The sequence below is a fragment of the Kitasatospora sp. NPDC053308 genome (assembly GCF_055585785.1).
In genome coordinates, this window is sequence record NZ_JBVJJY010000005.1 from 276732 (window position 1) to 289419 (window position 12688).

The 12688-nt window shown below is 71.8% G+C and carries 13 protein-coding genes; 3 read left to right on the forward strand and 10 right to left on the reverse strand.

Annotated elements, in window-relative coordinates; genetic code table 11:
• Window positions 1-5 precede the first annotated feature (5 nt).
• The 5 genes from ACZ6Y7_RS14600 to sodN form a co-directional block, all read right to left on the reverse strand.
• Entirely contained in the window at window positions 6-389 is a 384-nt protein-coding gene (locus tag ACZ6Y7_RS14600) for a nuclear transport factor 2 family protein (RefSeq protein WP_465758248.1), read from the reverse strand.
• Window positions 390-480: 91 nt separating this feature from the next.
• The gene (locus ACZ6Y7_RS14605; protein ID WP_465758249.1) at window positions 481-1473 is read right to left on the reverse strand and encodes an ABC transporter substrate-binding protein; all 993 of its coding nucleotides are present in this window, start codon (window positions 1471-1473) and stop codon (window positions 481-483) included.
• Between the two features lie 71 nt (window positions 1474-1544).
• The gene (locus ACZ6Y7_RS14610; RefSeq protein ID WP_465758390.1) at window positions 1545-2333 is read right to left on the reverse strand and encodes an ABC transporter ATP-binding protein; all 789 of its coding nucleotides are present in this window, start codon (window positions 2331-2333) and stop codon (window positions 1545-1547) included.
• A gap of 89 nt (window positions 2334-2422) precedes the next feature.
• A complete protein-coding gene (locus ACZ6Y7_RS14615) occupies window positions 2423-3502 on the reverse strand; it encodes a FecCD family ABC transporter permease (RefSeq protein ID WP_465758250.1) in 1080 nt (359 codons plus the stop codon).
• A 374-nt stretch (window positions 3503-3876) separates the two neighbouring features.
• Window positions 3877-4272, reverse strand: coding sequence for a superoxide dismutase, Ni (sodN, locus tag ACZ6Y7_RS14620; RefSeq protein WP_045699892.1), 396 nt, complete (start codon window positions 4270-4272; stop codon window positions 3877-3879).
• Window positions 4273-4523: 251 nt separating this feature from the next.
• Here sodN and sodX point away from each other — a divergent pair, with 251 nt between their 5' ends.
• Window positions 4524-4889: a nickel-type superoxide dismutase maturation protease gene (gene sodX / locus ACZ6Y7_RS14625; RefSeq protein ID WP_465758391.1), complete on the forward strand. Its 366-nt coding sequence runs from the start codon at window positions 4524-4526 to the stop codon at window positions 4887-4889.
• Between the two features lie 16 nt (window positions 4890-4905).
• Here sodX and ACZ6Y7_RS14630 read toward each other — a convergent pair whose 3' ends face one another.
• From ACZ6Y7_RS14630 to ACZ6Y7_RS14650, 5 genes are all read right to left on the reverse strand, one after another.
• On the reverse strand, window positions 4906-5493 hold the full coding sequence (locus ACZ6Y7_RS14630; RefSeq protein ID WP_465758251.1) for a CGNR zinc finger domain-containing protein: 588 nt from the start codon (window positions 5491-5493) through the stop codon (window positions 4906-4908).
• 127 nt (window positions 5494-5620) lie between these two features.
• On the reverse strand, window positions 5621-6424 hold the full coding sequence (locus ACZ6Y7_RS14635) for an amino acid ABC transporter ATP-binding protein (RefSeq protein ID WP_465758252.1): 804 nt from the start codon (window positions 6422-6424) through the stop codon (window positions 5621-5623).
• Window positions 6421-7398: an amino acid ABC transporter permease gene (locus tag ACZ6Y7_RS14640; protein ID WP_465758253.1), complete on the reverse strand. Its 978-nt coding sequence runs from the start codon at window positions 7396-7398 to the stop codon at window positions 6421-6423. Before ACZ6Y7_RS14640 ends, ACZ6Y7_RS14635 begins: the two co-directional genes overlap by 4 nt.
• Window positions 7399-7435: 37 nt before the next feature.
• Window positions 7436-8365: an ABC transporter substrate-binding protein gene (locus tag ACZ6Y7_RS14645; protein ID WP_465758254.1), complete on the reverse strand. Its 930-nt coding sequence runs from the start codon at window positions 8363-8365 to the stop codon at window positions 7436-7438.
• Between the two features lie 412 nt (window positions 8366-8777).
• Entirely contained in the window at window positions 8778-9704 is a 927-nt protein-coding gene (locus ACZ6Y7_RS14650) for an ABC transporter substrate-binding protein (protein ID WP_465758255.1), read from the reverse strand.
• A 584-nt stretch (window positions 9705-10288) separates the two neighbouring features.
• Between ACZ6Y7_RS14650 and ACZ6Y7_RS14655 the strand changes: the two genes are divergently transcribed.
• Window positions 10289-11482 carry an NAD(P)-dependent malic enzyme gene (locus ACZ6Y7_RS14655; RefSeq protein ID WP_465758256.1) on the forward strand — a complete coding sequence of 398 codons (1194 nt, stop codon included), beginning with the start codon at window positions 10289-10291 and terminating at the stop codon, window positions 11480-11482.
• A gap of 172 nt (window positions 11483-11654) precedes the next feature.
• On the forward strand, window positions 11655-12617 hold the full coding sequence (locus ACZ6Y7_RS14660; RefSeq protein ID WP_465758257.1) for a zinc-binding dehydrogenase: 963 nt from the start codon (window positions 11655-11657) through the stop codon (window positions 12615-12617).
• Window positions 12618-12688: the final 71 nt, after the last annotated feature.

Consider the following 12688-nt stretch of genomic DNA (forward strand, 5'->3'; position numbering starts at 1 on the left):
CGAGCCTACTGCTCGGGCCCCGTCTCGTCCCAGGCCTGGATCGAGGTCTGGTCGACGATCCGCCCGTCCCGCAGGTCGGCCATCGAGGCCGTCAGCACCCGGACGCCGTCCGGATAGCGGCAGGACTCCATGAACGCGACGTGGTCGCCCTGGACGACCACCTGTTCCAGCTTGTGGGTCATCTCGCGGCCGTAGATGTCGCTCAGCATGGCGCCGATCTCCTCCCGCCCGTGCATCACCAGGGGGTGGCTGGGCTGGGTCTTGCGGTCGACCATGCGCAGTTCGGCGTCCTCCGCGTAGAGCGTCAGGAGGGCCTCGGCGTCGCAGCGCTCGATGCCCTCGCGCAGGGCGCGGGTGTCGAAGGCGGCGTGAGCCGCCGTGGTGGTCATGATCTCGCTCCTCCGGTCGGGGTCCGTCGGCTCGTACCTTGAGCGTACGCCCGGCGACCGGAGGAGCCGCCCCGGCCGGGCCGGGACCGGGTCAGGGGGTGGGGACGGTGCGCAGGTAGTCGGCGAGCGCGCCGATCGCGGCCGGGTTGCGGGGGCTCTCCACCAGGTCGGCGTAGTCCAGGACGAAGATCCGGCCGTTCCGCACCGCGGACACGTTCGCCAGCGGCGGGAAGGACATCAGGAACTTCCGCTTCTCCTCGGCGCCGGGGGTCGCGTAGTCGTTGATCACGATGACCTCGGGGTTCCGCTCCACCACGCTCTCCCAGCCGGCGGTGACCCAGGTGTCGGCGAGGTCGCCCATGATGTTGGTCCCGCCGGCCTTGGCGATGATCTGGTGCGCGGCGGCGAACCTCCCCGCCGTGTACGGCTTGTCCTGCCCGCTGTCGTACAGGAAGACGGACGGGCGGCGCGCGGGCTCGGGGACGGCGGCGATCCGCGCCTTGGAGTCGGCGATCAGCTTGTCGGCGCGGTCCTTGACGTCGAAGATCTCGCCGAGGTTGGCCAGGTCGGTGTAGAGCGCGTCCAGCGGGTCCATCACGCCGCGCCCGGTGCCCTGGCCGCTGCGGCAGGACTCGCTGAGCACGTACGAGTCGATGCCGAGCGCCTTGAACGCCTGCGGGGTGACGCCGGTGCCCTCGACGAAGCCGTAGTGCCAGCCGGCGAGGACCAGGTCGGCCTTGGCGTCCAGGGCGATCTCCTTGGTGAGCACCTTCTTGGAGAGCCACGCCGTCTGCTGGTAGCCGTCCTTCCAGGGCACCTGGTCCACCTTGCCCTTGTCGTCGGGCATGACGTACCCGGCCATCCGGTCGGCGAGGCCGAGGGAGAGCATCAGCTCGGTGATGTTGACGTCGTTGGTGACCGTCCGGGCCGGCTTCTGCGCGAAGGTCAGCCGCTCGCCGCAGTTCGTCACGGTCACCGGGTAGTGGGCGGAGGCGGTGGCGGCGTCCTTCGGTGCGATCTCGGCGCCGCAGGCGGTGAGCGCCAGGGCGAGCAGGGCGGCGGGGACAACGGCCTTGGTGCGCACGGTGGTTCCTCCGGGGGGTGGGTCGGGCGGTCGGGCGGTCTGGGCGGTCGGGCGGTCCGGGCTCCGGGAGTTCAGCGGGTCGAGTGCTCGGGGGAGCCGTCGGGGCAGCGGTCCGGGGAGCGGTCGAGGCGGTCGAACAGCAGCTGCGTGGCGCCCGTTCCCGGATGCCGGACGGGGGTGGCCCGGACGCCGAACACCTCGGCCAGCAGGGCGGGCCGGAGCACCTCGGCGGGCGGCCCGGAGGCGACGATCCGGCCCGCCCGCAGCACGTACAGCAGGTCGCAGTGGCTCGCCGCCAGGTTGAGGTCGTGCAGCGCCGTGAGCACCGTCGGCCCGGCTTCGCGGGCCAGCGCCAGGACCTCCAACTGGTGGGCGATGTCGAGGTGGTTGGTGGGTTCGTCGAGCACCAGCAGGCGCGGCTCCTGGACCAGCGCGCGGGCGAACAGCACCCGCTGCTTCTCGCCCCCGGACAGGCTCAGGAAGCCCCGTTCGGCGAGGTGCCCGGCCCGGACCTTGCGCAGGGCCCGCGCGCAGCGCTCACGGTCCGCCGCGGTCGGGGCGCCGAGGCCGCGCCGGTGCGGCAGCCGGCCCATGGCGACCACCTCGGCGACGGTGAAGTCGAACTCGGCGGAGTGCTCCTGGGTCAGTGCGGCCACCCGCCGGGCCGATGCGCGCGCGGTGAGCGCGTGCAGGTCGTCGCCGCCCAACCGCACGGCGCCGCCGGCCGGTCGGAGCACCCGGTAGACGCAGCGCAGCAGGGTCGACTTGCCGCTGCCGTTCGGTCCGACCAGCCCGACCACCTGCCCGGCGGCGGCCGCCAGGTCCACCTCGTGGACCAGCCGGGTGCCGGCCAGCTCCACGGAGACGGCGTCGACGTGGAGGTCCTGGGCCCCGGCCGGCTCCGGACGGTCGGTCGGGTCGGTCGGGCCGGTCCGGCGGGTCAGGGCGGTCACCGGGCACCGCCGAAGGCGTGGCCGCGACGGCGCATCATCAGCAGGAAGGCGGGCACGCCCAGGACGGCGGTGAACACCCCGACGGGCAGTTCGGCGGGCGCCAGCAGGGTGCGGGAGGCGATGTCCACCCAGACCAGCAGCAGGGCCCCGGCGAGCGGCGCGACCAGCAGCACCCGGCGGTGCCCGGCGCCGACCAGCATCCGCGCCAGGTGCGGCACCAGCAGTCCGACGAAGCCGATCGCCCCGCTGACCGCGACCACCGTGCCGGTGACGGCGGCGGTCACCACGAACAGCTCGCGGCGCAGCCGGTCCGGGTCCACGCCGAGCGAGGCGGAGGTCTCGTCGCCCATGGCGAGCGCGTCCAACCGCCCGGCGGCGCAGGCCAGGTGGGCCAGTCCGGCCAGGACGGTGGCGGCCGCGATCGGCACCGAGCCCCAGGTGGCTCCGCCCAGGCTGCCGAGCAGCCACATCATGGCGTCCCTGGCGGCCTCGCCGCGGTCGGCGGCGAAGACCATCAGCGTGGTGGCGGCGGAGAAGCCGTACGACAGGGCGGTGCCGGTGAGCACCAGCCGCAGCGGGGTGAGCCCGTACGCGGTGCGGGCGGCGAGGTAGACCAGCACCATCGCGACCAGCGCGGAGCCGAAGGCGGAGGCGGAGATCGCCCAGACCCCGAGCGAGGCGAAGGCGCCGAACAGCAGGACGGCGTTGGCGCCGACGGCGGCGCCCGAGGAGATGCCGAGCACGAAGGGGTCGGCGAGCGCGTTGCGCACCAGCGCCTGGACGGCGACCCCGGTGGCGGCCAGGCCGGCGCCGACCACGGCGGCCAGCACGGTGCGGGGCAGCCGGATCTCCCAGACGATGGCGTACGCCGCCGCCTCGCCGGCGTCCAGCCGACCGCCCGTCAGCCCAGCGCCCAGCAGACGCAGCACGTGCGGGAGCCCGATCCCGGAGGAGCCGAACGCGACCCCGCAGACCAGCGAGAGCAGCAGGGCGCCGGCGAGGCCGAGGGCGAGCGGGAGGGCGGGTACGCGCCGGTCGGGCGGGCCGCCCGCGCGGTCGGCGGGTGCGTCGTGCACGGGTGTGCCTTGCGGGGGTGCGCCGGTCACGGGTGCGGGGGTCACGGGTGCGCCTTGCCTCGGGCCGCGGGTGCGCCGGGGCGGGCGCCGGTCCCGGGCGTGCCGGGGCGCCGTTCCCCTCGCAGTCCGCGGCGAGTCGTCGGGAGGTCAGCGGCCGAGGGCGATCGGGCTGGCGCGGCCGTACGACGGGTACGGGCCGCGCTCACCGTTGCGGGTCAGCGCCGGATTCGCACCGGACTTCCCCCTCGGACGCCCTGGCAGCATAACAGGCACTCAGGGCAGGCAACCCTTACCGGGGTCGAGCGGGACGTGGACGCACGACCGCCCCCGTCCGGCGGTGCGGACGGGGGCGGTCGACTGGCGAGGTGTCAGGCTCAGGCCTGCTTGGTCTCCCAGAAGATCTTGTCGACCTCGGCGATCAGGTCCAGCAGGGCCTGGCCGGTGGCCGGGTCGGTGGACGCCTTGGCGGCCGAGGCGGCCTTCAGGGTGTCGTTGATCAGCTGGTGCAGCTGCGGGTACTTCTCGAAGTGCGGGGCCTTGAAGTAGTCGCTCCACAGCACCGAGATGTGGTGCTTGACGGCCTCGGCGCGCTGCTCCTTGATGATGATGGCGCGGGCGCGGAAGTGCGGGTCCTCGTTGGCCTGGTACTTCTCCTGGGTGGCCTTGACCGACTCGGCCTCGAGCTTGGCCTGCGCCGGGTCGTACACGCCGCAGGGCAGGTCACAGTGGGCGTGGGCGGTGGCGCGCGGTGCAAACAGACGAGAGAACATGGGAGTCCTTCCTTAGATCGTCTTCCCGCGCCCGAGATTACCCCTCCGGCCCCGCGGTTTCGCGATCGGGCGGTGGGCCTAGGGCGAAAGACGGACCCGGAACCGGGGTAATCCGGACATCGGAGAGGTGACGGCCTGTACGGCACACTGGGGGCCGGCGTGCGGGAGGAGGAGTCGTGGCACGGAGCACGGAACCGGGGGGCCGGGGCGGCGTGCTGCCCTTCGGCCTGGTCGACGTGGCGGGCCCGTCGATGGTCCCGACCCTGCGCGAGGGCGACCGGCTGCTGGTCCGCTACGGCGCGCCGATCCGGCCGGGTGCGGTGGTGCTCTTCCGCCACCCCTTCCAACAGGACCTGCTGGTGGTGAAGCGGGCCGCCGAACGCCGCGCCGGGGGCTGGTGGCTGCTCTCCGACAACCGCCCGGTGGACAGCGACAGCCGCAGCTACGGCGCCGTCCCGGACGAGCTGGTGCTCGGCCGGGTGCTGCTGCGGCTGCGCCCGCGCCCGGCGTGGCTGGCACCGGGCCGCCGGCTGGAGCGGCTGCTGCTCGCCCCCCGGGTCGCCCGGCTGCCGGGCCTGGCCCGCCGCCTCGGGGTCTGGGTGGAGGACGTCCGGTGAGCGGCCGGGAGGTGGCTCAGCTGCCGGTGCCCAGCGCGGCCTCGGCCTCCTGGCGCTTGCGGGCCCGGTAGGCGGCGACGTTGGCGCGGGTCGCGCAGCGGTCCGAGCAGTAGCGGCGGGAGCGGTTGGTCGAGGTGTCCAGGTAGGCGTTGCGGCAGGGCGCGGCCTGGCAGATGCCCAGCCGGTCGGCGCCCAGCTCGGTCAGGTGGACGGCCAGGCCCATGCAGGCGACCGCGCTGAAGTGGGCGGTGGCGGTGGCCGAGTTGTCGGCCAGGTGCAGGTGCCAGCGCGGGCGTCCGGCGTCGTCCAGGTAGTCGTGCCCGGAGATCAGCGGGCTGACGGGGTACTCCATCAGCAGGCTGTTCAGCAGGTCGACGCCCCGGACCTCGTCCCCTTCGGCGGCGGCCTCGAAGACTCCGCGCAGCCTGGTCCGCACCGCGCGCAGCCGGGGCAGGTCGGACTCCTCGGCGAGCGCGGCGGCCCGGGAGGAGTCGGAGAACAGGGCGCGCACCGCGTCCACGGAGGTCAGCGTGTCGGTGCCGCGCTCGGGTTCCTCGGTGTTCACCAGCCGAACGGCGAGATCGGCGTACGAGGCGAGCTCCACGACGGTCCTTCCAGAAGATCGGTAACGGGCTGACTGCCTCCAGCCTATTACTCGAACGGGGCTCCAACGATTCGTCCGGGCACCGGCGCCCGGCAGGAGCTGCCTGCCGGGCGCCGACGGCCGGGGTTCAGAGCACCTTGGAGAGGAAGGCCCGGGTGCGTTCGTGCTGCGGGTCGGTGAGGACCTCGCGGGGGTTGCCGGACTCCACCACCACGCCGCCGTCCATGAACACCAGCGCGTCGCCGACCTCGCGGGCGAAGCCCATCTCGTGGGTGACGACCACCATGGTCATGCCCTCCTCGGCGAGGCCGCGCATGACGTCGAGGACGTCGCCGACCAGCTCCGGGTCGAGCGCCGAGGTGGGCTCGTCGAAGAGCATCAGCTTGGGCTTCATCGCCAGCGCGCGGGCGATCGCGACGCGCTGCTGCTGGCCGCCGGAGAGCTGGGAGGGGTAGTTCTTCGCCTTGTCGGACAGGCCGACCCGCTCCAGCAGGGCCATCCCGCGCTCGCGGGCGTCGGCCTTGCTCTCGCCCTTGACCTGGACCGGGGCCTCCATGACGTTCTCTATGGCGGTCATGTGCGGGAACAGGTTGAAGCGCTGGAAGACCATGCCGATGTCGCGCCGCTTGAGCGCGACCTCGCGGTCCTTGAGCTCGTGGAGCTTGTCGCCCTTCTGCCGGTAGCCGACCAGCTCGCCGTCCACCCAGAGGCGGCCGCCGTTGATCTTCTCCAGGTGGTTGATGCACCGCAGGAAGGTCGACTTGCCGGAGCCGGACGGGCCGATCAGGCAGAACACCTCGCCCTGCTTGACCTCCAGGTCGATGCCCTTGAGCACCTCGACCAGGCCGTAGGACTTGTGCACGTTCTCGGCGCGGACCATGGGCTCGGCGGCCGCGGTGGCGTCGGCGGGGGTCTTGGTCAGATCGGTCATACGTGACCACCTCCCTCAAGCCCCGGGACGACGTCGGCGTTCGTCTTCGGGGCGGGCTTCCCGGCGAACAGGCCCCGCAGTCGCTGCAGCGGGGTGGGCGGGAGGGTGCGGTTGGAGCCTCGGGCGTAGTGGCGCTCGATGTAGTACTGGCCGACGGTCAGCACGGAGGTGAAGAAGAGGTACCAGAGGCTGACCACGATCAGCAGCGGGATGTTCTGGTAGTTCCGAGAGTAGATGACCTGGCCGGCCCGGAAGATCTCCTCCAGGGAGATCACGGAGACCAGCGAGGTGGTCTTGAGCATCGAGATGGTCTCGTTGCCGGTCGGGGGGATGATCACCCGCATGGCCTGCGGCAGGATGATCCGCCGCATGGTCTGGAACCGGCTCATGCCGAGCGCGTGCGCGGCCTCGGTCTGGCCCTCGTCCACCGACTGGATGCCGCCGCGGACGATCTCCGCCATGTAGGCGGCCTCGTTGAGGCCGAGGCCCAGCAGGGCGGCGACGAAGGTCGGGATCAGGACGTTGGTCCGCTCGGACCAGAACTCCGGGCCCCACGGGACGCCGATCGACAGCTTGGCCCAGATCAGGCCGAGGAAGTTCCAGAACACCAGCTGCACCAGCACCGGGGTGCCGCGGAAGACCCAGATGTAGACCCAGGCCGTGCCGGCCAGCAGCGGGTTCGGGGACAGGCGCATCACCGCGAGGACGATGCCGCCGACCACACCCATGAGCATGGAGAGCGCGGTCAGCTCCAGCGTCACCGCCATGCCGTGCACGATGCTGTCGTGGAACAGGTACTGACCGACGATGTCCCACTTGAAAGCGGGGTTGGTGAAGAGGGCGCTCAGCAGCATCGCCGCGAGCAGGGCGATGACGACGGCGCCAGCCCAGCGTCCGGGGTGGCGGACCGGGACGGCCTTGATGGTCTCAGGCCGTCCCTGCTGTCCCGCCGTCCCCTTGTCCAGAGAGTTCACGGTGTGGCCTCGGGGGAGAGATGAAGCGTACGAGGGGTCAGCTGACGGCGCCGTTGACGACCGACTTGTCGATCGCACCGGCCTCGACGCCCCACTTGGTGAGGATCTGCTTGTAGGTGCCGTCGTCGATCAGCGACTGGACGGCGCCCTGGATCGCCGGGGTGAGCTGGGAGCCCTTGGCGAGGGCGACGCCGTAGGGGGCCACGCCGTAGGTGTCGCCGAGCTTCTCCAGCTGGCCGCCGGACTGCTTGATCGCGTAGTCGACGACCTGCGAGTCGGCCATCATGGCCTGGTCGCGACCGGAGACCACGGCGTTGGTGACGTCCGTCTGGAGGTCGAACTTGTCGCCGTCGTTCTGGATGCCCGGCTTGCCGGCCTTGGCGCAGTCCGGGTTGCGGGTGTCCTTGATCTCGTCGGCCTGGGTGGTGCCGGTCTGGACGGCGACCTTCTTGCCGCAGAGGTCCTTCGGGTCGATCTTCTCCGGGTTGCCCTTCTTCACGGCGATGGCGCTGCCGGAGTTGAAGTAGGTGACCATGTCGACGATCTGCTCGCGCTCCTTGTTGTCCGTGAAGGACGACATGCCGAGCTGGAACTTGTTCGACTGGATGCCCGGGATGATCGCGGTGAAGCCGGAGTCCTGGACCTCGACCTTCAGGCCGAGCTTGGCGCCGATGGCGTTGGCCAGGTCGACGTCCATGCCGATGATCTTGCCGCTGTCGTCCTTGAACTCGTCCGGCGCGTACGAGGCGTCCGCGCCCACCACGAGCTTCCCGGCCGACTTGATGTCGGCCGGGACGAGGGCGACCAGCTTGTCGTCGGCCTTGACCGCGTTGACGGTCGCGGAGGCGTTGGGGGCACCGCCGCCCTCGCTGCTCTTGCTGCTGCTGCAGCCGGTCAGGACGAGGGAGACGGAAGCGGCGACCACACCGGCCGCGTAGAGCCGGTTGAGCTTGGTACGGGCGGTCATGAGGGGGAACTCCTCCTGGGAGAGAAGGTCGGGCGGACGCGCCGCGGGAGCGGCGCACCGGGGGGTGCGAGCCGTACGACGCCGTACGGGTGCGCGTCGTACGTCGTCGTACGTCAAGCCGGGTTCTGCAGTGCCTGGACGCTGGGACCGCCCAGGGTTGTGCGAGGTACTGCTTCCGCCACCCTCCGCCGAGGTGGACGTTGGCCGAACCGCCTCGACCAGTGGTCGGCATCGATCCGAGATGGGGGGAATCCTGCCATCTGCTGACGGTCAGGTGGCCCTGATCCAGATCAAAATCGGATAACGAGGGCTCGCACCGTCCGCTATTCGGACTCTTCCCGGGCCCCTGTCACCCTCCGCATAAGTATGCAGATCCCTCTGTGCTCGGCCCGGAGGCCCGCCGCCCGCCCGCTCAGATGCCCCCGTTGACCACCGCGTTCTGCGCCGCGCCGGCGCTGACGTTCCACTTCGCGAGGATCTTGTCGTACTCGCCGCCGCGGATCAGCTGGTCGACCGCCTTGGTCATCGCGTCGCGCAGCTCGGTGTCGCCCTTGCGCACCGCGATCCCGTACGGGTTGGAGGTGGACTGCCCGCCGGTCAGTTCGAAGCGGTTGCCGCCGTCGGTGGTCTTCGCCGCGTAGGCGGCCACCGGGAAGTCGTTCAGCCCGGCCGCGGCCGCTCCCGAGGCGACCTCGGCCAGCGCCTTGGCGTCGCTGTCCAGCTTGTGCGTGGTCAGCTGGCGGCCGGTCCGGGCGCAGACCGCCACCTGCCGGGTGACGATCTCGTCCTGGGTGGTGCCCTGCTGCAGCGCCACGGTCTTGCCGCACAGGTCGTCCAGGGACTTGATCCCCTTGGGGTTGCCCTTCGGGACGACGATCGAGGTGCCGGCGATGAAGTAGTCCACGAAGTCCACGCCGGGGTTGACCTGCTTGCCGTTCTCGTCCAGGCCGTCGCGGCGCTTGCGGATGTCGCTGATGGCCGACATCGCCACGTCGTACTGCTTGCCCTGCAGGTTCGGTATCAGCTTGTCGAACGTGGTGTCCACGAACTCGATCCGCACGTCGAGGATCTTGCCCAGGGCGGCGGCGATGTCCGGGTCGAGGCCGACCGGCTTGCCGTCCGGTCCGCGGAACTCCACCGGGGCGTAGTTGACGTCCATCCCGATCCGGAGCACGCCGGCCGAGCGCTGGGCCTTCGGCAGCTTGTCGCGGGCCTCCTTGACCGGGTCGGCGGCGGTGGCCTGCGTGCCGCTGTCGCAGCCGGTCAGCAGCAGGGCACCGGCGGTGGCCAGGACGGCGCCGGCCAGGAGCGGGCGGCGGACGGGGAGGGGGTGAGGCATGAGGGCTGCTCCTGTGGGAGGGACGTGCGGTCGCCACGGTGTCGCGGGGGTGTACGCCACATGGCAGACAAGCGATCCTGCCATCCCGGCCTGCCGGGCCCTGCGGCGGGTGTGTCAGAATGCCGTACCGGGTGACCCCCGGACGCTCGAACCAGACCGACGAGTCCTGACAGGCTCGGGGTGCTCGGGACCGGAAGTCCTCACGTGACTCCGTATCCGGAGCACCGAATCCCCCTCGCGTCTGCGTTCACTCCTGCGGGTGCGCGTGTGCTCATGCCGTTGCCGCCGCTGGAGCCCGGCGCTTCCGAAGCCGGGCCCCGGGACGCGACAGCGCGGCGATGAACCGCACGTGACAAGGACGAAAAGGCATAGGTGCGATGCCTTTGTCCGACCTAGGCTCGGCCCGGTTGCACTAACGCGGACAACACCAGACCCCATAAAACCCTCATCCGAGGGCGCCGCCCGACACAGCGCCCCGACCCCGACCCCGGGTCCGCTTCGGCGTACCCGGTTTCCGGTTTCCGGACGGGTCGCTCCGCCCGTCGGTCCCGCGTCCTCGCCAGAACAATGACGAAGAGGTCATCGTGGCAGCGGAGATCATCAGCAGCACCCAGGACACCGACGATCCGGTCGACGCGGTTTTCGCGCTCCACCGCGGCGGCAAGATGGAGATCCGGGCGACCGTCCCGGTGCGCGACGCGGACGACCTGTCCCTCGCCTACACCCCCGGTGTCGCCCGGGTCTGCACGGCCATCGCCGAGCAGCCGGAGCTGGTCAACGACTACACCTGGAAGTCCAACACCGTCGCGGTGGTCACCGACGGCACCGCGGTGCTGGGCCTCGGCGACATCGGCCCGCAGGCCTCGCTGCCCGTGATGGAGGGCAAGGCGATCCTGTTCAAGCAGTTCGGCGGCGTGGACGCGGTGCCGATCGCGCTCGCCTGCACCGAGGTCGACGAGATCGTCGAGACCGTGGTCCGGCTGGCGCCCTCCTTCGGCGGCGTCAACCTGGAGGACATCTCCGCCCCGCGCTGCTTCGAGATCGAGCGCCGGCTCCAGGACGCCCTGGACATCCCCGTCTTCCACGACGACCAGCACGGCACCGCCGTCGTCACCACCGCCGCCCTGTGGAACGCGGCCAAGGTGACCGGCCGGGAGATCGGCTCGCTGCGGGCCGTCATCTCCGGCGCCGGCGCGGCCGGCATCGCCATCGCCAAGATGCTGGTGGCCGCCGGCATCGGCGACGTGGCGGTCTGCGACCGCAAGGGCGTGGTGTACGACGGCCGCGGCGACCTCACCGACGTCAAGGCCGAGATCGCCGCCCAGACCAACCGCTCCGGCCTCAAGGGCTCGCTGGCCGACGCGCTGGCCGGCGCCGACGTGTTCATCGGCGTCTCCGGCGGCACGGTGCCGGAGGAGGTCGTGGCGACGATGGCCGAGGGCGCGTTCATCTTCGCGATGGCCAACCCCAACCCGGAGATCCACCCCGAGGTCGCGCACAAGTACGCGGCCGTGGTGGCCACCGGCCGCAGCGACTTCCCGAACCAGATCAACAACGTGCTGGCCTTCCCGGGCATCTTCGCCGGTGCCCTGCAGGTCCGGGCCAGCCGGATCACCGAGGGCATGAAGCTGGCCGCCGCCAAGGCGCTGGCCGGCGTGGTCGCGGACGAGCTGACGCCGCAGAAGGTCATCCCCTCGCCGTTCGACGAGCGGGTCGCCCCGGCGGTCACCAAGGCCGTTGCCGAGGCCGCCCGGGCGGAGGGCGTGGCCCGGGGCTGAGGACCGCCCGGCGGCCGGACTCGCCGATCCGACGATCCGACGATCCCTCGATCCGACGGTCCGGCGATCCGGTGGCCCGACCGCGGCAGTCGGCACAACGGCCCGAGGCCGGGACACGCGTCACATCCACGCGTGGTTCCCGGCCTCGGCCGTCGCCGCTATCGTCCGGATCATGTTTGCTGCCTACGCCGCACGTATCGATGCCGACGACCCGCTCAGCGGACTGGAGTTGGGCGAGCTCCCCGAGCCGCAGGCCCGCCCCGGGTGGAGCGTGGTCACGGTCAAGGCCGCCAGCCTCAACCACCACGACCTCTGGTCGCTGCGCGGGGTCGGCCTGCCGGCCGAGAAGCTGCCGATGATCCTCGGGTGCGACGCCGCCGGCGTCGACGAGAACGGCAACGAGGTGGTCATCCACTCGGTGATCGGCCAGAGCGGCCACGGGGTGGGCCCCGACGAGCCGCGCTCCATCCTGACCGAGCGCTACCAGGGCACCTTCGCCCAGCAGGTCGCGGTGCCCACCTGGAACCTGCTGCCCAAGCCCGCCGAGCTGAGCTTCGAGGAGGCCGCCTGCCTGCCCACGGCCTGGCTGACGGCCTACCGGATGCTGTTCACCAACGCCGGGGCCAAGCCCGGTGACACCGTGCTGGTGCAAGGCGCGGGCGGCGGCGTGGCGACCGCGCTGATCGTCCTCGGCAAGGCGGCCGGCCTGCGGGTCTGGGTCACCGGCCGGGATGAGGCCAAGCGCCGCCGGGCGGTGGAGCTCGGTGCCGACGCGGCCTTCGAGAGCGGGGCCCGGCTGCCCGCGCGGGTGGACGCGGTGATGGAGACGGTCGGCGCCGCGACCTGGTCGCACTCGGTGAAGTCGCTGCGTCCGGGGGGCACCATCGTCATCTCGGGTGCCACCTCCGGCCCCAACCCGAGCGCCGCCGAGCTCAACCGGATCTTCTTCCTGGAGCTCAAGGTGGTGGGCTCGACCATGGGCACCAAGGAGGAGCTGGCCGGTCTGCTCGCGCTCTGCGCCAACACCGGTGTCCGCCCGGTGATCGACTCGGTGCTGCCGCTGACCGAGGCCCGGGACGGCTTCGCCCGGCTCGCCAAGGGCGAGGTCTTCGGCAAGATCCTCCTCAACCCGTAGCAGGCGCGGACCGGCCCGGTGCTCCGCGCGGGAGCACCGGGCCCGGGTCCTTCGGACGACGGCGCCCGGCG